Origin of the sequence: Streptomyces mashuensis (genome assembly GCF_014654785.1) — a bacterium.
In the GTDB taxonomy this organism is placed as follows: domain Bacteria; phylum Actinomycetota; class Actinomycetes; order Streptomycetales; family Streptomycetaceae; genus Streptomyces; species Streptomyces mashuensis.
This window is the reverse complement of sequence record NZ_BNBD01000009.1, coordinates 191,979-212,064: the sequence shown is the minus strand read 5'-3', so window position 1 is coordinate 212,064 and position 20,086 is coordinate 191,979. Positions and strand designations below refer to the sequence as shown.

The following is a 20,086-nucleotide window of genomic DNA, read 5'->3' as shown; positions in this document are numbered from 1 at the left end:
CACAGTGATTGACCGGGAATCGCGGGCCCCGGGCGGCGCCCGCCGGGCCCAGCCGGGCCCTGTGGAAGCCCCTTGCCCCGGTGAGGATTCCCATGCTAACGGCCTCAGCGGGTGTCCCATTCCACGACGGCTGAGTCCCTCGTCACTTGGAGTTTTCTACGAACGCCCGCGGGACGGCGGTGTGTGCGCGGCGCTCACTGTTCGGCGAGCGCCCTGAGCCTGCTCAGGGCGCGGTGCTGGGCGACGCGGACGGCGCCCGGCGACATGCCCAGCATCTGCCCCGTCTCCTCGGCCGTGAGCCCCACCGCCACCCTCAGGAGCACCAGCTCGCGCTGGTTCTCCGGGAGGCTGGCGAGCAGTTTCTTGGCCCACTCGGCGTCGCTGCTGAGCAGGGCGCGCTCCTCCGGCCCGAGCGAGTCGTCCGGCTGCTCGGGCATCTCGTCCGAGGGCACGGCCGTGCTGCCCGGGTGCCGCATGGCGGCCCGTTGCAGGTCCGCCACCTTGTGGGCGGCGATGGCCACGACGAACGCCTCGAACGGCCGGCCCGTGTCCCGGTACCGGGGCAGGGCGCAGAGCACCGCGAGGCAGACCTCCTGCGCGAGGTCGTCGACGAAGTGGCGCGCGTCGCCCGGCAGCCGCGACAGCCGGGTCCGGCAGTAGCGCAGGGCCAGCGGGTGCACCAGGGCGAGCAGGTCGTGCGTGGCCCGCCGGTCGCCCTCGACCGCGCGGGCGACGAGTGCACCGATCTCCCCGGGGCCGGCGGCCGCGGCCTGCCGCTGGGTCTCGTCGTCGCGCATCGGTCCATGGTGCCTTGGCGTCAAGCGATCCACGGCACCGCCTTCATGGTTGTGCGTCGAACCGTTACGCGTCGGTGTCCTCGCACTCACGTCTCGCGTCGCCCCCTTCCGGGTATACCCGCCCCGCGCCCACGACTCCGCCGATAGCTTGTGCCCGTGCCGGACGGCACCGGACGGGGCCTGTCCGTCATGAGGTCTCATCTGGCCGCGCGAGGAACGCCGGCCCCTGCCGGGGAGGAGTCACAACTCCAAGGATGCGTCATCCCTCGGAGTTTCGGCGCCGCCGCCCGGCGGGCGCCCCCGGCGGCCGCCGGTACGCCCCGTGGGCGGGACGGCATGGGGGACGGCGCGAGGGACCGGCGCGCGCACCCCGAAGGGGGCGGGCCGCGCCCGTACGCGGGGCGGGGTGCCGGTCGGGGGGCCGGGCCACCTGAACCCCGTCGTAGCGGTGGGACGGGGGCGCCCCTTCCCCGCGGGGCGGCGGGGGCGGCGCGGAGCAGGGCGGAACGCGGCGCCGCCAGGGAGTGCCCCGGTGGCGGGGCGCCGCACTCGGGGCGCGGCGCCCAGCGGCAGCGTTACCGCACCAGGCCCCAGCGGAAGCCGAGCGCCACGGCGTGCGCGCGGTCCGAGGCGCCGAGCTTCTTGAAGAGTCGGCGCGCGTGCGTCTTGACCGTGTCCTCGGAGAGGAAGAGCTCCCGCCCGATCTCCGCGTTGGACCGCCCGTGGCTCATGCCCTCGAGCACCTGGATCTCGCGCGCCGTGAGGGTCGGTGCCGCGCCCATCTCCGCCGAGCGCAGCCGCCGCGGCGCGAGCCGCCAGGTCGGGTCGGCCAGCGCCTGCGTGACCGTGGCCCGCAGCTCCGCGCGCGAGGCGTCCTTGTGCAGGTAGCCACGGGCGCCGGCGGCCACCGCGAGGGCGACCCCGTCGAGGTCCTCGGCGACCGTGAGCATGATGATCCGGGCGCCGGGATCGGCGGAGAGAAGCCGGCGGACGGTCTCGACACCGCCCAGGCCGGGCATGCGCACGTCCATGAGGATGAGATCCGAACGATCGGCGCCCCAGCGGCGGAGGACTTCCTCGCCGTTGGCCGCCGTCGTCACACGCTCGACGCCGGGCACGGTCGCCACCGCACGACGGAGCGCTTCTCGGGCAAGCGGGGAGTCGTCGCAGACGAGGACGGATGTCATGACCGCCCTCCGCAGCTGATGCGCGTCACCTTGAGCCTCCAGAGGCTGGTACTGATCGTCACCTGTGCGGTCGACGTGACTCGGGCACCTGCCACCCGCCCGACTGCTTCATCCGTCAACCGCCTCCGCACTCTCAACGACGGTCACCCGAAAGAGTTACGGGCTTGGTCGGCCGTGTTCGGCACTCTACGTGAGGGCGCGGACACGGAGCAGGGCGCACGGGGGGCGCCCGGCCTTCTGACCAAGCTATGCCCCATTTGCCCACTCGGACCTGTTTTTCTTCCCATTTGCTGCCGTCTGAGGCTAGATTCGCAATGAGTCATATTTTCATCTGCTCACACGACAGATGAAATGTGCGGACACGGGTACTGCAACGGATCAGTCCGGACCGGATCGTTCCGGCCATCGCTTCGACAACGCTTCGAGGGAATGAGCAATGGCAGACTTCTCCCGCCTTCCCGGTCCCAACGCCGACCTGTGGGACTGGCAGCTCCTGGCGGCATGCCGTGGGGTCGACAGCTCGCTCTTCTTCCACCCCGAGGGCGAGCGGGGCGCGGCCCGCAGTGCCCGAGAGGCCTCCGCGAAGGAGGTGTGCATGCGGTGCCCCGTACGCGCGGAGTGCGCGGCGCACGCGCTGGCGGTACGGGAGCCCTACGGCGTGTGGGGCGGCCTCACCGAGGACGAGCGCGAGGAACTCATGGGTCGCGCCCGGCACCGTTCCATCAGCGCGAACAACAACGCGGGCGCGGGCGTGATGAGCGCGTAGGGCGCGGCTCCGTGCCGTGGGGAGGCTCGGAGGAAACGTTCCAGCAGCCGGTGGTACCGGCAGCCGACGGGCCCACGGCCCGACTCCGGCCCCGGCCCTGGCCCCGGCCTCGCCCCGGGCGCCGGACCCCGGGGCGTGCCCCGTGGGTGAGCCGGTGGTCCTCAGCGGCGTGCCGCGTCCGCGAGCCGGTCCAGCATGGCCCCGACCGCCGGCACCCGGGCCAGGTCGGGCAGGGTGAGCGCCACGATCTCGCGCTGCACGAGCGGCTCGACGAGCACCGTGCGCGTGCCCTTCGGGCGGACCGTCTCCAGTGCCAGCTCGGGCATCACCGCGACGCCGAGCCCGGCGCCGACCAGGCCGAAGACGGCCGGGTAGTCGTCCGTCGCGAAGTCGATGCGCGGCGTGAAGCCCGCGTTCTCGCAGACCTCGACCAGGTGCCGGCGGCAGCGCGGGCAGCCCGCGATCCACGGCTCCTTCTCCAGCTCGGCTATCCCGATGCGCTCCGCCCCGGCCAGCCGGTGCCCCTCGGGCACCACGCCGATGAGGCGGTCGGTCAGCACGGGCCGTACGACCAGGTCGTCCCACTCGGCGGCGGCCGCCGGGTCGGCCCCCCGGACGTCGGGGTAGCGGAAGGCGAGCGCGATCTCGCAGTCGCCCTCGCGCAGCATCTCCACCGAGCGCGGCGGTTCCGCCTCCACGAGGGAGACGCGCGTGCCCGGATGGGCGGCGCGCATGGCGGCGAGTGCGCCGGGTACGAGAGTCGAGCTACCACTGGGGAACGAGACGAGCCGGACCCGCCCGGCGCGCAGCCCGGCGATGGCCGCGACCTCCTCCTTCGCCGCGGTCAGCCCGGCGAGAATGCCGGTCGCGTGCCGCACCAGCGCCTCGCCGGCCTCCGTCAGCCGCATTTCACGGCCCGTACGGACCAGCAGCGGCGTGCCCGCGGACTGCTCCAGGGCCTTCATCTGCTGACTGACGGCGGGCTGGGTGCAACCCAGCTCACGCGCCGCCGCCGAGAACGAACCGGTGGCGGCCACCGCGCGCAGCACCCTGAGATGACGAGCCTCGATCACCCTTCGAGCATAAGCCCCACTTGGAATCGAAGCGAAATACCTCGCGGGGCCTTTGGGCCGGTGCCGTCGCCGGAGTCCCGCCGGCGTCACAGTGCGGCCTCCCCCGGGCCCCCCGGAGGGGCGAAGCGAGCCGCTGCCGACAGTCAAGGGGCCACGCCGGGCACTAACGTTCCCGTATGACGACTGCACTGATCACGGGAGCCACGGCCGGCATCGGCGCCGCGTTCGCCCGCCGGCTGGCGGCCGACGGGCACAACCTGGTCCTCGTGGCGCGCGACGAGAAGCGGCTGAACGAGCAGGCGACCGAGCTCCACGACCGCCACCGGGTCGAGGCCGAGGTACTCCGGGCCGACCTGTCGGAGGACGAGGGCATCGCGGCGGTGGAGGCCAGGCTCTCCGACCGCAGGAACCCGGTCGACCTGTTGGTCAACAACGCCGGCTTCGGCAACAAGGGCCGCTACCTCGAAGTGTCCATGGCCGACGAGCTGACCATGCTCAAGGTGCACTGCGAGGCGGTGCTGCGCCTCACGTCGGCCGCCGCGGCGAGCATGCGCGAGCGGCGGCGCGGCGGAGTGATCAACGTGGCGTCGGTGGCGGCGTTCGTGCCGCGCGGCACGTACGGCGCGAGCAAGGCGTGGGTCGTGCAGTTCACCCAGGGCGCCGCGCGCGACCTGGCGGGCAGCGGGGTGCGGCTGATGGCGCTGTGCCCGGGCTTCGTCCGGACGGAGTTCCACCAGCGCGCCGGGATGGGTACGGACAACGTCCCCGGCTGGCTGTGGCTGGACGCGGACAAGCTGGTCGAGGCCGCCCTGAAGGACCTGGCGCGCGGCAAGTCGCTGTCCGTCCCCGACCCGCGGTACAAGGCCCTGACGGGGCTGATGAAGATCGCCCCGCGGCGCGCGGTGTCGCGGGCGAGCGCGACGACGGGCCGCCGGTACGGGCCGAACTGATCACCGGCGAACGGGCGGCCCGGGGCCTCCCCGGCCGCCCTGACCGGCGTGCACACCGGGTCTAACCTGGAGATATCACCCGGCAGGTACGGGAGGCACGCCATGACATTCGTGCAGTTGGTCGAGTGCAGGACCCGTCAGTTCGAGGAGATGGACCGGCTGATGGACCGCTGGGTGGCCGCCACCGAGGGCCGCCGCACCGCCACCCACTCACTGGTCGGCCGGGACCACTCGGACCGCGACCACTACGTCGAGATCATCGAGTTCCCGTCGTTCGAGAAGGCGATGGAGAACTCCAACCTTCCCGAGACGGACCGGATCTTCCAGGAGATCGTCGCGCTCTGCGACGAGATGCCGACCTTCACCGACCTCGACGTGGTGCGGGACGAGCAGCTCAACAAGGCCACGGCCCGCCGCTTCTTCGAGGACGTCGCGGTCGACGGGGACCTGGACCTGCTCGACGAGCTGTTCCTGCCCGGCTACCGGGACCACGACATCGGCAAGGCGGAGCAGACGACGACCGGCCCGGCGGAGCTGCGGCGGGACGTCGAGTTCTGGCGCGGCGCCTTCGACTTCGACTTCACGCTCCACCGCCAGATCTGCGAGGGCGACCAGGTCGCCACGCACTGGACGTGGACCGGCACCCACCAGGGCGACTTCATGGGCGTGCAGCCCACGGGCCGGGAGGCCGCCATGGACGGCGTCACGGTCTTCCGGTTCGAGGACGGGAGGATCGCCGAGGGCTGGTGGACGTACGACCTGCTGGGCCTGTTGCGGCAGCTGGGCGCGGTCGACCTGCGCTCCGTACCCTGAGCCGCCACCCGCGCCGCAGGCCGTCGGCCGCTCATTGCCCGTTGCCCGTACGGGCCGGGGCCCGGCCTCCCGTAGGGGAGACCGGGCCCCGGTCGTGACGTATGGGTGCTGCGCGACGTCAGTGCGCGTGGCCGTGGCCGTGGCCGCCGGCCTGCGCGGGCTCCTCTTCCTTCTTCTCGACGACCAGGGTCTCGGTCGTGAGCAGCAGGGAGGCGATGGAGGCGGCGTTCTCCAGGGCGGAGCGGGTGACCTTCACCGGGTCGATGACGCCGGCCTTGACCAGGTCGACGTACTCGCCGGTCGCGGCGTTGAAGCCGTGGCCCTTCTCCAGCTCGGCGACCTTGGAGGTGATGACGTAGCCCTCCAGGCCGGCGTTCTCGGCGATCCAGCGCAGCGGCTCGACGACCGCGTTGCGGACGACCGTGACACCGGTGGCCTCGTCGCCGTCCTTGCCGAGGTTGCCCTCGAGCACCTTGGCGGCGTGCACCAGGGCGGAGCCACCACCGGAGACGATGCCCTCCTCCACCGCGGCGCGGGTCGCGGAGATGGCGTCCTCCAGACGGTGCTTCTTCTCCTTGAGCTCGACCTCGGTGGCCGCGCCCACGCGGATGACGCAGACGCCGCCGGCCAGCTTGGCCAGGCGCTCCTGCAGCTTCTCGCGGTCCCAGTCGGAGTCGGTGGTCTCGATCTCGGCCTTGATCTGGGCCACGCGACCGGCGACGTCCTCGGACTTGCCGCCACCGTCGACGATGGTGGTGTCGTCCTTGGTGACGGTCACGCGGCGGGCGGTGCCGAGCACGTCCAGGCCGACCTGGTCGAGCTTGAGGCCGACCTCCTCGGCGACGACGGTGGCACCGGTGAGGGTGGCCATGTCGCCGAGCATCGCCTTGCGGCGGTCGCCGAAGCCCGGGGCCTTGACGGCCACGGCGTTGAAGGTGCCGCGGATCTTGTTCACGACGAGGGTGGAGAGCGCTTCGCCCTCGACGTCCTCGGCGATGATCAGCAGCGGCTTCGAGGCGCCACCCTGGATGATCTTCTCCAGCAGCGGCAGCAGGTCGGCGATCGCCGAGATCTTGCCCTGGTGGATCAGGATGTACGGGTCCTCGAGGACGGCCTCCATACGCTCCTGGTCGGTCACCATGTACGGCGAGAGGTAACCCTTGTCGAAGGCCATGCCCTCGGTGAAGTCCAGCTCCAGGCCGAAGGTGTTGGACTCCTCGACGGTGATGACACCGTCCTTGCCGACCTTGTCCATCGCCTCGGCGATGAGCTCGCCGACCTGCTTGTCCTGGGCGGACAGCGCGGCGACGGCGGCGATGTCGGACTTCTCGTCGATCGGGCGGGCGGTGGCCAGCAGGTCGTCCGAGACGGCCTTGACCGCGGCGTCGATGCCCTTCTTCAGGGCGGCCGGGGAGGCGCCGGCGGCGACGTTGCGCAGACCCTCGCGGACCAGGGCCTGGGCCAGGACGGTCGCGGTGGTGGTGCCGTCACCCGCGATGTCGTTGGTCTTGGTCGCCACCTCCTTGACGAGCTGGGCGCCCAGGTTCTCGTACGCGTCCTCGAGCTCGATCTCGCGCGCGATGGTGACGCCGTCGTTGGTGATGGTGGGGGCGCCGAACTTCTTGTCGATGACGACGTTGCGGCCCTTGGGGCCGATCGTCACCTTCACGGTGTCGGCGAGCTTGTTGACACCGCGCTCAAGGGCGCGACGGGCGTCCTCGTCGAACTTCAGGGTCTTGGCCATGGCTTACGTATCCTCGCGATCTCTCAACGGACTGCGCCCCGGGCGCCCGGCTGAATGGGCGCGGGAGCCAGGGGCGCAGACGTGTTGCTGGTGAATTACTTCTCGATGACCGCGAGGACGTCGCGGGCCGAGAGGACGAGGTACTCGTCGCCGTTGTACTTCACCTCGGTGCCGCCGTACTTGCTGTACAGGACGACGTCGCCGACGTTCACGTCCAGCGGCAGGCGCTGGCCGTTCTCGAAGCGGCCCGGGCCCACGGCCAGGACGGCGCCCTCCTGGGGCTTCTCCTTGGCGGTGTCCGGAATGACCAGGCCGGAGGCCGTGGTCTGCTCGGCGTCGAGCGGCTGGACCACGATGCGGTCCTCGAGCGGCTTGATGGCAACCTTGGAGCTGGCGGTCGTCACGATCCGACCTCCCCCTTCGGAGATCTCACGGGGTTAACTGTCTGAGGTGGCGACCAGGTCGATCCGTCGTCGCGGGTGCCGGACCTGCCCGTCGCTGTGTTTGGCACTCCCGGGTGGAGAGTGCCAACGAGGCCGAGACTATGACGCGGTTAGCACTCGGTCAAGCGGAGTGCCAATTCCTCGTGCGGCGAGCCCCGCGGCAGGCCCCGGCCGAGCCCCCCGGCGGGCCTCGCAGGAAGGTGCCCTACCCAGCTCGCAGCGACGACACTCCTGGCCGGAACCCTGATCCTGCCCCTGGTCCGCCCCTGACCCTCCCCCGGTCCTTCCCTGGTCAGACGTAGTCCTCGAGCCGGGCCACCGTGTAGCCCTGCCGCTGGATGCTGCGCAGCATGTTGACGACCATCCGGGTCATGGTGGTGCCCTTGAGCTCCGCCGGGCCCCGGAAGTGGGCCAGGATGATGTCGCCGGGCCGCAGCCCGTCGCCCTCGGCGTAGCGCATGTCGTTGATCTGCATGGTGGCCTCCCACAGCACGACGGCCCGCACGCCGCAGCTGCCGGCGGCGGCGAGGGTCCGGTCGTCGTAGTTGCCGTAGGGCGGCCGGAAGAGCGGCGGGCGGCTGCCGTAGCGCTTGGCCAGCTGGTCCTGCTGGCCGCAGATCTCGTGGCGCTGGGCGTCGGCGGAGAGCGTGCGCAGGTTGGGGTGGGTCAGGGTGTGGTTCTGCACGCCGTTGCCGAGGGTGCGCAGCTCGTCGAAGTAGCCGTAGCCGCGGCCGGTGCGGGCGACGCTGTCCGTCAGGAACATCGTGAACGGCAGCTTCAGCTCGCGCGCCATCCGGACGAACTCGGGGTCCTTCTCCGCGCCGTCGTCGATGGTGATGAAGACGACCTTGTCCTTGGTGGGTACGCGCCGGATCACCGGCGGCGTGCCGGCGCCCGCCGTGCCGCCACCCTTGCCCTCCTCCGCCGGGGGCCGCCCGGCGGGCGGGGCCGGGGGCGGGGCCAGCGGCTTGTCCAGGCCCCAGCGGCGGTAGGCGCCGTCGTCGGCGGGGGCGGACGGGCCGGAAGGGGCGGCGGAAGAGGACGTATGTCCCTTGCCCTTACCCGGTGCGCCGGAGGAGGCTGGTGGGGCGGATGCGTTGCTAGAACAGCCGGCCAGCAGACCGGCGACGGCCAGCAGGGCCGCGACGAGGAGGCCGGCGCGGGACCTCCGGGCGTTCCGGGACCTCCGGCGCTGCCGGGACGGCCGGGGCGGCTGGGACTGCCGGGACTTCCATACGGACGGGCTCACGCATTCGATTGTTGTTCACTCGTTCCCCACAGGAAAACCCAGGTCGGAGACCATACGGAAACCCGCACGGGACCGATGGGAACCTTTGTCTCCGATTTGTCCATCCAGATGTGTGGAACTGATCGTCACCCCGTAGGGGCACAGCAGCCGGAGCTTCGCCATGACGTACCCCACCACCGACACGTCCACCGAGACGTACCGCTCCCAGGGCCACCGGAGGGCGGCCCGCGCCCGCCGCTGGGTGATCGCCGGGGCGTCGGTGGTCACGCTCGGGCTGATCGCCTGGCCCGTGATGAGCTACTACGAGATACCCCCGTTCACCGACAAGGGCGAGTCCGTCAGCTACGGGCCGTCCGGCGACGGGAAGAGCGGGGACCAGGCGGGGAAGCCGGCCGACTCGAAGACGCTGATGCCCACGGGGCCCGCGGCCGACTTCAAGAACGAGAAGACGATGAGCGACGGCACGCACGTCAGCGTCGTCAAGATCACCGGCCCGAAGTCGGGGTTCACGGGCAAGGTGTGGGTCTGGGCGCCCAAGGAGTACAGCGACCCCAAGTTCGCCAAGAGCGGCTTCCCCGTGCTGATCGCCCTGCCCGGCGGCCCCGGCCACGACGGCAACTACTGGTCGGTCGGCGCCTTCGGCAAGGACAAGGTCTCCCTCGAGGGCAGCGTCACCGACTGGTACCAGCAGGGCAAGAGCAAGCCATTCCTGCTGGCCATGCCGATCCTCAACCCCGGCCCGGACACCAACGGCATCTACTGGGACGGCAGTGACATCCCCGGCCAGCCCAAGATGGGCACCTGGCTGACGGAGGACGTCCCGGACCTCATGAAGCAGAACTTCCGCACCCTGAAGTCGCGGGACGGCTGGGCCTTCATGGGCTCGTCCACCGGCGGTTTCGTCGGGCTGAAGTCCGTGCTGCAGAAGCCGGACAAGTTCAAGGCCGTGATCGCCTCCGGCCCCGACATCGTTCCGGACTCGCCGCTGTGGCGGGGCCACGAGAAGGAGCAGCGGGAGAACAACCCCGAGGTGCTCGCCAAGCAGCTGATCGACCGGAAGGGCCCGGACGTCTACCTCGCGTTCCAGTACGGGACGAAGGAGAACAAGAAGATGATCAGCGACGTCCAGAAGTTCATCGCGACGTACGGCAACAAGGGTCCGGTCCACACGAACCTGAACGTCATCGAGAACGGCACGCACAACGGCGAGACGTACCTGCGCGGCATGGGCGACGGCTCGATCCAGTGGATCAGCGAGCACCTGGAGGGCCCGACGCCGTCGTCGTGACGCACTCGGGGTGACGCCCGGCGCGGGACGGCGGGCGACAATGACGGACGTGCCGACGAACCACCCCACGGATCCCTCCGTCACCGCCTTCACCGCCCTGCTCACGGATGAGGGTCGCGCTCTCCTGGACGAGCTGCGCGACCACGACCCGGCCCGGGAACTGGCCACGGCGACCCGGCTGCGCCGCGACCACCCCGCCGAGCTGGTGTCGGCGGCCCTGGGCCAGGCCCGGCTGCGGCAGCGCGCGGTGGCGAAGTTCGGCGCGGAGGATGCGTACCGGATGTTCTTCACGCCGAACGGCGTGGAGCAGGCCACGCGCGCCACGGTCGCCACGTACCGCGCCCGCCGCCTCGCCGGCCTGGGCGTACGCGGCGTGGCAGACCTGTGCTGCGGCATCGGTGGCGACGCGATCGCGATGGCGCGGGCGGGCATCCACGTCCTGGCGGTCGACCGCTCCCCGCTGACCTGCGAGGTCGTACGGGCGAACGCGGCGGCCCTGGGCCTGGCCGGCCTGATCGAGGTCCGCAACGCGGATGTGACGGAGGTCGACACCTCGTCGTACGACGCCGTCTTCGTCGACCCCGCCCGGCGGGGCGGCCGGGGCCGGATCTTCGACCCGGAGGCGTACTCGCCCCCGCTCTCCTGGGCGCTCGCCACGGCCCTGCGCGCCCCTTACGCGGCCCTGAAGATTGCCCCCGGCATCCCGCACGAAGCGATCCCGGAGGAGGCGGAGGCCGAGTGGATCTCCGACGCCGGCGACGTGAAGGAGGCGGTGCTCTGGTTCGGCACGACCCCCGGCACCCACCGCGCCACCCTCCTCCCCCAGGGCACGACCCTGACGGGCACCGTGCCCCCTCCCCCACCGGTCCGCCCGGTCGGCCGCTACCTCTACGAACCGGACGGCGCGGTCATCCGCGCCCACCTCGTCGCGAAGGTCGCCGAGGAGGTCTCCGGCGCCCTGATCGACGAAACGATCGCCTACATCACGAGCGACACCCTGCACCCGACCCCGCACGCGACGGCGTACGAGATCACGGACGTGCTCCCCTTCAACGTGAAGAAACTCCGCGCCCTCGTCCGCGAACGCGGCATCGGCGTCGCGGTCATCAAGAAGCGCGGCTCGGCGGTGGAACCGGACGACCTGCGCAAGAAACTCAAGCTGTCGGGCCCGAACACCTGCGTCATCATCCTCACGCGGGCGGCGGGAGCACCGGTGATGCTGCTGGGGCAGGTGGCAGGCGGGACCGCCCCGACCGCGGGCTGAGCACGAAGGCCCGAAGACCAATCGATACCGACGCAACTGTTGGGGGCGACGCACACCCATGGGCAACGAAAGACTCGCCGCGCAGGACGACAACCTGTCCTCGCTCGTACGGGACCTCGACGAAATGGAGCGCTACCTCAAGACGAAGATCGAGCATCTGAACGACCTCGTGGGCTCCGTCGACAACGGCTGGAAGAGCCCCGCCGCGACGGCCTACAAAGAGCTCCAGCTGACGGTCAACAGGGACGCGGTGCGAATCCGCGAGATGCTGATCCTCGTCGAGGAGGCGGTGAAACTGAGCCGCGACGGCTTCAACGCCCAGGACATGGAGATCCTGCACCACTTCCAGCAGTTGCAGAAGTCCACGACGGGGCAGCAGAAAATCCTCGCCATGGCGAATGCCAACCCCCAGCCCAAGCAGCCGGCCGCCGGACCCCGAAGCGCCTTGGACGACTACTGACGGCCCGGGCCGACCGGGACGATCGCTAGAGTGATCGTCCGAGCCGACGAAGTGTCAGAGCACAGCAGTACGGGGGACACAGGTGCCGGACGACGAGTCCATATCGGTCAGCCTCAACTCGATTCACGACCTGTCCAGTGAGCTGGAGGGCATCCTCAAGGACCTGAACGAAAAGCTCGAAAAGCTCTACACCAGGACCGAGAAGGTGGTCCTGAGCTGGGAGGGCGAGGCGCGCGACATGTTCGTGGACGTCCTCGACAAGTGGGACGTCTCGATGCAGGACATGGAAGCCGCCCAGCGCTGGCTCCACGACGTCGTCGTCACGGGCCACGTCAACTACGACGCCGCACACAAGGCCGTCCTGCGCGGCTGGGGGGCGGCCTGATGTCCGGCGGCACGTCCACGGCCCTGCCCGACAAGAAGCAGCGCGACAAGGAGCTCGCGGCGGTCAAGACGGCGTTGCCGCCGAAGAGCGGGGGCAACTTCGACGTCAAGCCGTCGCACCTCTACTACGTGTCGTATCTGATACGCGACGATCAGTTCGCCCACAACGACGGCGCCAAGAATCTCGTCGACAGGCTCGGCGGAAAGGAACAGCTGGCGGGCCGGGGCAGCGGTCCCGACGCTTTCGCGGCTGCGTACGCGAAAGTGGCGAAGCGCTTCCTGGAGGTCTGGGCCAAGAGCGTGGTGAGCGTCGGCGGTGTGGCGGTCGGTCTGACCGTGACCGCGAACAACTACGCCTCGGCGGACTGGCACAGCAACAAGAAGGCGTCCGGTTCCCCACCGAGCAAGGCGACTCCGGTCGTCATCCAGTCGCCACCCCATTACGGGACTGTGCCCGACCTCAAGTGGCGGGGCACCAACGCAGACTCGGACAACTCCTTCGTCCGGGCGATCGGCCACATTCCCGACTTCCTCGCCGACTGCCTCGAGGAGGTGATCGACAAGGCGTTCCGGCTGGGCAAGATGTACAAAGTCACCCCGGGAGCGCACGCCTTCGAGGACGAGCTCAAGGAGGTCGCCGATCACTGGAGGGACGCAGGGAACGCCGCCCTCAAAGCAGGCGACAACTTCATCGCGCGCATCAGCTCCATCACGGACGACCACAACAGCGACTGGCAGAAGGCGATGAAATCCTTCTGCCAGAACATCTGGGGCACCACCGCATGGGGCCGGTCCCGGCACGGCCTGCCCTGGAAGACGAGCCCGAACGTCGCCCCCGCCACCCGGCGACCGGTCCTCCAGGTCCTGCACGACACCGCCAAGGCCATGGAGAAGGCCTGCCGGGACCTGGTGACCGCCGCGTCGACGCTGACCTCGGTCTCGGAGGCCGCGGCGGCCAAGGCTGCCGGCCAGATGGTCGACGACGTGGTCAGGGACCTGAAGAAGCCCACGTGGGACAAGCTGCTCGTAGTCGACCCGCCCGTGTACGCCGCCCGCGTCGCGGAAAAGGCCTTCCTTTCCTTCCGGAAACACATGGACTATGAAGGCGTCAACAAGGCTGTCGACACGTACAACGAGACGGTTCACGGGATCGCAAGAACCCTTGAAGGGCTGATGGACGCCTTGGACGAGGCGGACCGCAGCGCCCCCGAGTTCAAGGCCGAGGAAGCGCGAGCCATCGGGTTCGGTGCACGATCGCTCAACGAGTTCAAGAACGAACACAAATGGCAGCGGGGGGACGGGCAGCCTCCGTCGAAGTACGCGCTCGACCTGGCCACCGAGGAGGAGCTCGGCGGCGGGCACAGCCTCGACAAACACGTGGGCAAGTCCGACGCCCAGCTGCTCCAGCGGCTCAGGGATCAGGCGAACCAGAACACCGGGGTGCCCCAGATCCCCGCGGCGTCGTCCTTCCCGGACATGGAGTCGGCCCAGAAGTACACGCAGTACTGCCTGACCTCCAAGAGCTCGGAAATCGACCAGTGGCTGAGCAACAGACCACCCACCCCGCCGTCGAAGATATTCTCCGTGCCGAGCGTGCCGGGCGCGACGACGACGGGCCGTACCTCGGAGGTCGTCAACGGCCGGGCCACTCCTGTCAAGGACGCACAGGGCGTGGCCACCCGACTCACGTACGACCCGAACCTCGACCCGCCGTTCGTCGTCACCACGTCCATGCCGAAGTAACCAGCTGCAAGCAGGCACGTACATGACCCATGTGAATTCCGGCGCCTGGGCGGAAGCCCTCGCGCCCTACGAACTGCGCTACACCTTCGCCGCCGTCGGCCCTCGGCGGCACGACGACTGGGCCTTTGACGCAGCGGCCGTCATGGCGAGGGAAGTGACGGATCCCAGGGGCTGGAAGCGCCTTGAACCGGCAGAAGGGGAGGAGGAGTGGCTGGAGGACCGCAGCTATCCCTTTGCCGGACTTCCCCGGGATGCCGAGCAGGCATCGGCGTGGCGGTCCCGTCTCATTGCAATTCCCGATACGGAGGCAAAGAAGCTGCTGGTCGCTCTGTCGACCAACTGGCTGGACGTCACTCAGGAGCGGGATTTCGAAAGCCGTAAGGCCGACCTGGAACGGCGAGCTTCGGTTGTTCTTTCGCGTTTTGGCGCGTCGAGCTCCTTCTACACCAATACCAACGAAAACGGAGAAGTGCCGGACTGCTACGCTCCGATCACCGGCTGCAATCCGTTCAGTGTCCACGGCTGGGACATCGGCCTGATCGTCGTGTCCGACACCGAAGTCGGTGTCTTCTGGTCTTTCGACGCAACCTGACGCGACCCGACCCCAGCAACCAGAAGAGGAGTGCCGTGCGGACCCGAGCCGCCACCTATCCCGACCGGGAGACCGCCCAGTGGTGCACCCAGCAGGTCGTGACCCGCAACGAGCAGGTCATCCATCGCTGGCTCGCCCAGGGGACCCGGGCGCGGTTGACCATCGAGGCGTCCTGGCCCTCGCGGGAGGAGCCCGTGGGGCGGGTGTTGTTGCAGGCGATGATGCTTGCCGGGCGGGAGCCCGTCGACGTGCGGGCCGCGCGGGTGGTGCTCAAGCGGGCGCCCGAGCGGCCCCACGGGTTCACCGTGCACGCCACCTTCCCGATCTACCTGTAGAGGCCCGCCCGTATGTCCCTCAAGCCGCTCGAACACGACCGCAAGTACGGCGAGCTCGACCAGGTCCTCCGCGCCTACCTCGGGCAGGACGCCGACGACACGCCGGAGCGCCGCAGCACCGCCCTCGACGCCTATCTGCGGCACACCTGGCACACCCGCCCCTGGGCCATCCCCGTTGCCGAGCAGCAGCTGCGCGAGTACGCCGAGAACCCGCCCGGCCGGCTGCGCCTGCGCCTCGGCGAGTTCTACGCCGTGCCCGACGTCGGCCTGGAGGACGACGAGATCCAGGACTGGCTCCGCACCCTCGCCGACCACCTCAGGGCGAGCGTCGAGGCCGGTGACGTACCCCCGCCCGGCGTCCCCGCGACGCACTGGGAGTGGCACGCCCGGTTCCCCGAGACCGCCCAGTTCCTCGGCGGGTGGTTCTCGCAGGACATGCCCGACGAGTTCGCGGACCACGACGCCGCCGTCGACGACTACCGCGCGACGACCGACCCGGTCCTCGTCGCCCGCCTCGTCGGCGAGCTGCACGAGCTGCTCGCCCTCCCCATGGACGACGGCGACCACGCCCACGCCGTCGCCGAGCTCGGCATGGAGGTCGACCCGCCCGCCCCGTACACGCCCGGCGCCTGGCTCGCGCTGGCCGCGCAGCGGCTTGCGGGCCACGCGGCGCCCGAGTGAGCGCTCACGCGGTGAAGCTCTTCAGCTCCTCGGTCTCCAGCGTGATGCCGACCGGCCCGGGAAGCTCGACCGGCGTGCCGTAGGGCCGGGTCACGATGCTCCGGTACCTGCCTTCCTCGGGCTCGGAGTGGACGGTCACGGAGCACTGGTCGCGGTCGACGAGGAGGTAGACGGGGATCTCCGCGGCGGCGTAGCCGTCGCGCTTGTCGACGCGGTCCCGCTGGTTGGTGTCCGCGTCGTACGAGGTGACCTCCACGACCATGAGGACGCCGTCGGGGTCGGACCAGTCGCCGTGTCCGGCGAAATGGCGTACTGGTGCGAGGACACCGTCCGGAATGGCCCGCCCCTTACGGTAGCGCTCGACCTTCAGGTTTCTTTCCGAGTACAGCCACAGATCCGGAACGTGCTGCATGCACTGCCGCTGCAGCCAGGCAACGATTTCCGTGTGATCCCCGTCCGGCACCGGCTTGACCTCGATCCTTCCCTTGATGAACTCCAGACGTACGGTCTCGGGCGCCGTACGGGCCAGCTCCTCGAACTCCTCTGCCGAGATCAGCGGGCTGTGGGCAGTGCTGGGGGTCATGGCGTCGCCTCCTTGCCCCCATCGTGCCCCGATGTCCGGTGGTGCGTCATGTACAGCAGTCATGTGCGGTTCCTTTCGTGTGGCCGGACGCGGCTGCTCGTAGGCGGGCCATGTGGGGGCCGATGTCCGTTCGCGGTGGCGGGGTGGGGCGGGTGCCCCGGCAGGTGCCGCAGAGGCCTCCTGGGAGCGCCTCCGGGCGGCCCGGGGTCGCGCACACCGTGCATTCCGCCAGGCGCATCACCGGGGGCGTCGCCACCCGTTCCGGCGGGAGCTTGTCCGTGAGGCGGCGGCGCGCCAACGCCGCCGCGTGGTGGACCTCGTACGGCAGACCCGCCGTCAGGGCGCGGACCAGCTCCCGTTCACCCGTCCCCCGTTCCAGCCACTGCGCCGCCAGCCCCTCCAGCGCGGTGCAGTCCGCGTGCGACAGCGTCATACGGGGGTCGGTGCGCCCCAGGGACGCGAGGACGCCGTACGCGCGCGTGCGGGCCGGTTCCACCGCTGAAGGGCGAGGGCGGGGCGTCGGCTCGGGCCTGTCGCCCCTCAGCAGCGCCGCCCACCAGGCGTCGTCCCGCGCCGTCCGCGAGAAACAGGACCGCGTCACCCACACCCACGTGCCGTCGTCACCCTTGAGGTGCTCCTTCCACCTCCGCAGGTGACCGGCCTCCGACAGCCGCTTCAGCGCCGTACGGCACGCTGCCTGCCCGTACGCGGGCAGCTGCGCCGCCAGCGACTTGGCGTCCATCGCCGCACCCTCGGGCAGCCTGTCGATGAACGCCGCGATCTGCGCCTCACGCGGCTTCAGGTGCGCGAAGTCGCGGGCGGTGCGCGGGGCTTGGTCCGGGGCGCTGTGCTTGCCGTAGCCCGGCTTCGCCATCGGGTGAGAGGCATGCGAGGGGCGGTCGGCAGCGCTAGGGTAGCCAGTAGCCATTCGGGATCGACTCCTACTCGATCTCAGTGGTCAGCCCCTGGGACCGACTCCTACTCGATCTCAGTGGTCAAACCCCGGCTCGGTGTTGTCAGCACCGGCCGGGGTTGTTTCTTGTCTGCCGCGGACGCTAGGGCCTTGCAACCTTCCGTCGCAACCCGCTCACGTAAAGTGAGCAGCTCGTGGTATACGCGGTATACGCGCCATTGGGTGGGAGGGTGGGTTCAAACCTCTCCACCCATTCCTTGCATAAAGCGCTCGGGCGCCGAAGCCCGAAGATCGGGGCCCGGCGCCCGGAGCGCAAACCTGTGGATCGCAGGTCTACGCGTCGTACAGGTTCTGCTTGCTCAGCTCGTGCACGTGGTCGTGGTCGTGCGAGTGGGCGTGGTCGTGGTCGTGGTCGTGCGCGTGCTCCTCGCCCGGGACGTGTGTTTCCGTCACCGGGAGCGAGGAGTCCGCCGACAGGTCCCACGACGACGCCGCGCGGCCCCTCGCCACCATTTCCGCGCCCAGGGCCGCCACCATCGCGCCGTTGTCCGTGCACAGCTTCGGGCGCGGGACGCGCAGGGTGATGCCCGCGTCCTCGCAGCGGCGTTCGGCCATGGCGCGGAGGCGGGTGTTCGCCGCGACGCCGCCGCCGATCATCAGGTGGTCCACGCCGTGGTCCTTGCAGGCCCGTACCGCCTTGCGGGTGAGGACGTCGACGACCGCCTCCTGGAAGGACGCCGCCACGTCGGCCACCGGTACGTGCTCACCGGCCGCGCGCTTGGCCTCGATCCAGCGGGCCACGGCCGTCTTCAGGCCGGAGAACGAGAAGTCGTACAGCGGGTCGCGCGGGCCCGTCAGGCCGCGGGGGAAGCGGATCGCGTCCGGGTCGCCCTCGCGCGCGTACCGGTCGATGACCGGGCCGCCGGGGAAGCCCAGGTTCAGCACGCGTGCGATCTTGTCGAACGCCTCGCCCGCCGCGTCGTCGATCGTCGAGCCGAGCGGCCGCACGTCGGACGTGATGTCCGGGGCCAGCAGCAGCGAGGAGTGGCCGCCGCTGACCAGCAGCGCCATCGTCGGCTCGGGCAGGGCGCCGTGCTCCAGCTGGTCGACGCAGATGTGGGAGGCCAGGTGGTTGACGCCGTAGAGCGGCTTTCCGAGGGCGTACGCGTACGCCTTGGCGGCCGAGACGCCGACGAGCAGCGCGCCCGCGAGGCCGGGGCCGGCCGTGACGGCGATGCCGTCGAGGTCCTTGGCGCTGACGCCGGCCTCCTTCAGCGCGCGCTGGATGGTCGGGACCATGGCCTCGAGGTGCGCCCGGCTGGCGACCTCGGGGACCACGCCGCCGAAGCGGGCGTGCTCGTCGACGCTGGATGCGACGGCGTCGGCGAGCAGGGTGTGACCTCGGACGATGCCGACTCCGGTCTCGTCGCAGGAGGTCTCGATGCCGAGGACGAGGGGTTCGTCAGCCTTGCGAGCCATGGGTCATTCCTTGCACTGCGTGGTTCGGGTCGGTGAGGCGCATGACGAGCGCGTCGACGTTGCCGGGCTGGTAGTAGCCGCGGCGTACGCCCACGGGCTCGAAGCCGAAGCGTTCGTAGAGGCGCTGGGCGCGGGTGTTGTCGACGCGGACCTCCAGCAGCACCTCGCGGCACTCGAAGGCGGTCGCGGTCGTGAGGAGCTCGGTGAGCAGCCGGGCGCCCAGGCCCGTGCTCCAGTGCTCGCGGGCGACGGCGATGGTCTGGACGTCGCCGGTGCCGTCGACGGCGGCGAGGCCCGCGTAGCCGACGACGCGGCCGTCGGGGTCCTGGGCGACGACGTAGCGGCGGTTGGCGTGGGCGCCGCGCGCGTGGGCCAGCTCGGACCAGAACAGGCCCTTGGACCACGCGTCGTGCGGGAAGAGCGCGCGCTCCAGTTCCAGCACGGGTTCGATGTCCCACCAGCGCATCTCGCGGATGCGCACGGCGGGTGCCCCGGGGGCGGTGGCGCTCACTTCGGTGTGACCACCTTGTAGTTGGCCGGGACCTGCGCGTCGGGCCGGCGCAGGTAGAGCGGCTGGTAGGAGAGGAACTCGCCGCCGGTGCGCAGCTTCTCGGCGGCGAGGGCGGCCAGCGCGCCCGCCGACTGGTGCTGCGGCAGGTCGTCCCGGACGGCCGCGAAGGCGTCGCGGTAGAGGACGGCGCCGGCGCCCACCGCGGTCAGGCCGGCGACGCGGTCCGCCAGGTCGGCGGGGCGGTCGACGGCGGGTTCGCCGCTGCGGGTCCGGGCGTCGGCGTAGCGCGCCCAGTAGACCTCCTTGCGGCGGGCGTCGGTGGCGACGACGAACTCGCCCTCCAGGCCCGCCTGCCCCGCCGCGTACGCGATGCCGTCGAGCGTGCACAGGCCGTGGACGGGGACGTCGAGGGTGGCGGCGAAGGTGGTGGCGGTGACGATGCCGACGCGCAGGCCCGTGTACGGGCCGGGGCCGACGCCCACGACGATGCCGGTCACGGCGTCGAGCCGGGTCCCGGCCTCGGCCAGCACGCGGTCGACGGCGGGCAGCAGCAGCTCCCCGTGGCGGCGGGCGTCCACCTGGGTCGACTCGGCGACGACGGACTCGCCGTCGTGCAGGGCTACGGTGACGGCGGGGGTGGCGGTATCCAGAGCGAGCAGCAACACGTGACAAGCCTACGGCGCATGGTGGGGCGCGCGATGCGCGCACCGGGGCGCGGTCGGCGCGCGGACCCGGCCCGCGCCCGGCCTGGGGCGCGTCGGGGCGCCCCGCCGGGTGCTACGGTCAGCCGCGAAAGCCGTACGTGGGAGCGGCAGCCGTACGAGGGGACGG

General features: G+C 70.7%; 22 protein-coding genes. 11 read left to right on the top strand and 11 right to left on the bottom strand.

Going from position 1 to position 20,086, the window contains the following annotated elements:
- Positions 1-194: 194 nt before the first annotated feature.
- A complete protein-coding gene (locus tag IE305_RS21860) occupies positions 195-797 on the bottom strand; it encodes a sigma-70 family RNA polymerase sigma factor (RefSeq protein WP_190131368.1) in 603 nt (200 codons plus the stop codon).
- A gap of 575 nt (positions 798-1,372) precedes the next feature.
- A complete protein-coding gene (locus IE305_RS21855) occupies positions 1,373-1,984 on the bottom strand; it encodes a response regulator transcription factor (RefSeq protein WP_003948568.1) in 612 nt (203 codons plus the stop codon).
- Between the two features lie 436 nt (positions 1,985-2,420).
- On the opposite strand from IE305_RS21855, the gene IE305_RS21850 reads away from it, so the two are divergent.
- A complete protein-coding gene (locus IE305_RS21850) occupies positions 2,421-2,750 on the top strand; it encodes a WhiB family transcriptional regulator (RefSeq protein WP_190131367.1) in 330 nt (109 codons plus the stop codon).
- 161 nt (positions 2,751-2,911) lie between these two features.
- Here the strand turns inward: IE305_RS21850 and IE305_RS21845 are convergent, their stop codons facing one another.
- Entirely contained in the window at positions 2,912-3,823 is a 912-nt protein-coding gene (locus IE305_RS21845; RefSeq protein WP_190131366.1) for a LysR family transcriptional regulator, read from the bottom strand.
- Positions 3,824-3,999: 176 nt separating this feature from the next.
- Between IE305_RS21845 and IE305_RS21840 the strand changes: the two genes are divergently transcribed.
- A complete protein-coding gene (locus IE305_RS21840; protein ID WP_190131365.1) occupies positions 4,000-4,773 on the top strand; it encodes an SDR family NAD(P)-dependent oxidoreductase in 774 nt (257 codons plus the stop codon).
- Positions 4,774-4,875: 102 nt separating this feature from the next.
- Complete coding sequence (locus IE305_RS21835; RefSeq protein WP_190131364.1) at positions 4,876-5,586, top strand: ester cyclase; 711 nt, start codon at positions 4,876-4,878, stop codon at positions 5,584-5,586.
- Positions 5,587-5,704: 118 nt separating this feature from the next.
- On the opposite strand, the gene groL is transcribed toward IE305_RS21835, so the two are convergent.
- The 3 genes from groL to IE305_RS21820 form a co-directional block, all read right to left on the bottom strand.
- Positions 5,705-7,330 (bottom strand): chaperonin GroEL, encoded by a 1,626-nt coding sequence (groL, locus tag IE305_RS21830; RefSeq protein WP_190131363.1) that lies wholly within the window; start codon positions 7,328-7,330, stop codon positions 5,705-5,707.
- 95 nt (positions 7,331-7,425) lie between these two features.
- Positions 7,426-7,734: a co-chaperone GroES gene (gene groES / locus IE305_RS21825; RefSeq protein WP_190131362.1), complete on the bottom strand. Its 309-nt coding sequence runs from the start codon at positions 7,732-7,734 to the stop codon at positions 7,426-7,428.
- Positions 7,735-8,065: 331 nt separating this feature from the next.
- On the bottom strand, positions 8,066-8,650 hold the full coding sequence (locus IE305_RS21820) for a polysaccharide deacetylase family protein (protein ID WP_308440267.1): 585 nt from the start codon (positions 8,648-8,650) through the stop codon (positions 8,066-8,068).
- A gap of 532 nt (positions 8,651-9,182) precedes the next feature.
- Here IE305_RS21820 and IE305_RS21815 point away from each other — a divergent pair.
- From IE305_RS21815 to IE305_RS21780, 8 genes are all read left to right on the top strand, one after another.
- Positions 9,183-10,310 carry an alpha/beta hydrolase gene (locus IE305_RS21815; RefSeq protein WP_190131360.1) on the top strand — a complete coding sequence of 376 codons (1,128 nt, stop codon included), beginning with the start codon at positions 9,183-9,185 and terminating at the stop codon, positions 10,308-10,310.
- A 40-nt stretch (positions 10,311-10,350) separates the two neighbouring features.
- The gene (locus IE305_RS21810) at positions 10,351-11,574 is read left to right on the top strand and encodes a class I SAM-dependent methyltransferase (RefSeq protein WP_190131359.1); all 1,224 of its coding nucleotides are present in this window, start codon (positions 10,351-10,353) and stop codon (positions 11,572-11,574) included.
- 58 nt (positions 11,575-11,632) lie between these two features.
- Positions 11,633-12,034, top strand: a complete 402-nt coding sequence (locus tag IE305_RS21805; RefSeq protein ID WP_190131358.1) for a hypothetical protein — start codon at positions 11,633-11,635, stop codon at positions 12,032-12,034.
- 82 nt (positions 12,035-12,116) lie between these two features.
- Positions 12,117-12,419 (top strand): WXG100 family type VII secretion target, encoded by a 303-nt coding sequence (locus IE305_RS21800; RefSeq protein ID WP_190131357.1) that lies wholly within the window; start codon positions 12,117-12,119, stop codon positions 12,417-12,419.
- Positions 12,419-14,161 carry an RNase A-like domain-containing protein gene (locus IE305_RS21795; RefSeq protein WP_190131356.1) on the top strand — a complete coding sequence of 581 codons (1,743 nt, stop codon included), beginning with the start codon at positions 12,419-12,421 and terminating at the stop codon, positions 14,159-14,161. Before IE305_RS21800 ends, IE305_RS21795 begins: the two co-directional genes overlap by 1 nt.
- 22 nt (positions 14,162-14,183) lie before the next feature.
- On the top strand, positions 14,184-14,753 hold the full coding sequence (locus IE305_RS21790) for a hypothetical protein (protein WP_190131355.1): 570 nt from the start codon (positions 14,184-14,186) through the stop codon (positions 14,751-14,753).
- Between the two features lie 35 nt (positions 14,754-14,788).
- Entirely contained in the window at positions 14,789-15,088 is a 300-nt protein-coding gene (locus IE305_RS21785) for an RNase A-like domain-containing protein (RefSeq protein WP_190131354.1), read from the top strand.
- Positions 15,089-15,100: 12 nt separating this feature from the next.
- Positions 15,101-15,769: a contact-dependent growth inhibition system immunity protein gene (locus IE305_RS21780; RefSeq protein WP_190131353.1), complete on the top strand. Its 669-nt coding sequence runs from the start codon at positions 15,101-15,103 to the stop codon at positions 15,767-15,769.
- Between the two features lie 4 nt (positions 15,770-15,773).
- Here the strand turns inward: IE305_RS21780 and IE305_RS21775 are convergent, their stop codons facing one another.
- From IE305_RS21775 to tsaB, 5 genes are all read right to left on the bottom strand, one after another.
- Positions 15,774-16,352: a Uma2 family endonuclease gene (locus tag IE305_RS21775; RefSeq protein WP_190131352.1), complete on the bottom strand. Its 579-nt coding sequence runs from the start codon at positions 16,350-16,352 to the stop codon at positions 15,774-15,776.
- 46 nt (positions 16,353-16,398) lie between these two features.
- A complete protein-coding gene (locus tag IE305_RS21770; protein ID WP_190131351.1) occupies positions 16,399-17,226 on the bottom strand; it encodes a hypothetical protein in 828 nt (275 codons plus the stop codon).
- Between the two features lie 372 nt (positions 17,227-17,598).
- A complete protein-coding gene (gene tsaD / locus IE305_RS21765) occupies positions 17,599-18,744 on the bottom strand; it encodes a tRNA (adenosine(37)-N6)-threonylcarbamoyltransferase complex transferase subunit TsaD (RefSeq protein ID WP_190131350.1) in 1,146 nt (381 codons plus the stop codon).
- Positions 18,728-19,210 (bottom strand): ribosomal protein S18-alanine N-acetyltransferase, encoded by a 483-nt coding sequence (rimI, locus tag IE305_RS21760; protein WP_190131442.1) that lies wholly within the window; start codon positions 19,208-19,210, stop codon positions 18,728-18,730. The genes tsaD and rimI overlap by 17 nt, the downstream gene beginning before the upstream one ends.
- A 41-nt stretch (positions 19,211-19,251) precedes the next feature.
- Positions 19,252-19,920 (bottom strand): tRNA (adenosine(37)-N6)-threonylcarbamoyltransferase complex dimerization subunit type 1 TsaB, encoded by a 669-nt coding sequence (gene tsaB / locus IE305_RS21755; RefSeq protein WP_190131349.1) that lies wholly within the window; start codon positions 19,918-19,920, stop codon positions 19,252-19,254.
- Positions 19,921-20,086 lie beyond the last annotated feature (166 nt).

Excerpts from the sequence above, each read along its gene's own strand:
- IE305_RS21860 (WP_190131368.1), bottom strand. The coding sequence starts at position 797 with ATGCGCGACGACGAGACCCAGCGGCAGGCCGCGGCCGCCGGCCCCGGG.
- IE305_RS21855 (WP_003948568.1), bottom strand. The coding sequence starts at position 1,984 with ATGACATCCGTCCTCGTCTGCGACGACTCCCCGCTTGCCCGAGAAGCG.
- IE305_RS21850 (WP_190131367.1), top strand. The coding sequence starts at position 2,421 with ATGGCAGACTTCTCCCGCCTTCCCGGTCCCAACGCCGACCTGTGGGAC.
- IE305_RS21840 (WP_190131365.1), top strand. The coding sequence starts at position 4,000 with ATGACGACTGCACTGATCACGGGAGCCACGGCCGGCATCGGCGCCGCG.
- IE305_RS21835 (WP_190131364.1), top strand. The coding sequence starts at position 4,876 with ATGACATTCGTGCAGTTGGTCGAGTGCAGGACCCGTCAGTTCGAGGAG.
- groL (WP_190131363.1), bottom strand. The coding sequence starts at position 7,330 with ATGGCCAAGACCCTGAAGTTCGACGAGGACGCCCGTCGCGCCCTTGAG.
- IE305_RS21815 (WP_190131360.1), top strand. The coding sequence starts at position 9,183 with ATGACGTACCCCACCACCGACACGTCCACCGAGACGTACCGCTCCCAG.
- IE305_RS21810 (WP_190131359.1), top strand. The coding sequence starts at position 10,351 with ATGACGGACGTGCCGACGAACCACCCCACGGATCCCTCCGTCACCGCC.
- IE305_RS21805 (WP_190131358.1), top strand. The coding sequence starts at position 11,633 with ATGGGCAACGAAAGACTCGCCGCGCAGGACGACAACCTGTCCTCGCTC.
- IE305_RS21795 (WP_190131356.1), top strand. The coding sequence starts at position 12,419 with ATGTCCGGCGGCACGTCCACGGCCCTGCCCGACAAGAAGCAGCGCGAC.
- IE305_RS21790 (WP_190131355.1), top strand. The coding sequence starts at position 14,184 with ATGACCCATGTGAATTCCGGCGCCTGGGCGGAAGCCCTCGCGCCCTAC.
- IE305_RS21780 (WP_190131353.1), top strand. The coding sequence starts at position 15,101 with ATGTCCCTCAAGCCGCTCGAACACGACCGCAAGTACGGCGAGCTCGAC.
- IE305_RS21775 (WP_190131352.1), bottom strand. The coding sequence starts at position 16,352 with ATGACCCCCAGCACTGCCCACAGCCCGCTGATCTCGGCAGAGGAGTTC.
- IE305_RS21770 (WP_190131351.1), bottom strand. The coding sequence starts at position 17,226 with ATGGCGAAGCCGGGCTACGGCAAGCACAGCGCCCCGGACCAAGCCCCG.
- tsaD (WP_190131350.1), bottom strand. The coding sequence starts at position 18,744 with ATGGCTCGCAAGGCTGACGAACCCCTCGTCCTCGGCATCGAGACCTCC.
- rimI (WP_190131442.1), bottom strand. The coding sequence starts at position 19,210 with ATGCGCTGGTGGGACATCGAACCCGTGCTGGAACTGGAGCGCGCGCTC.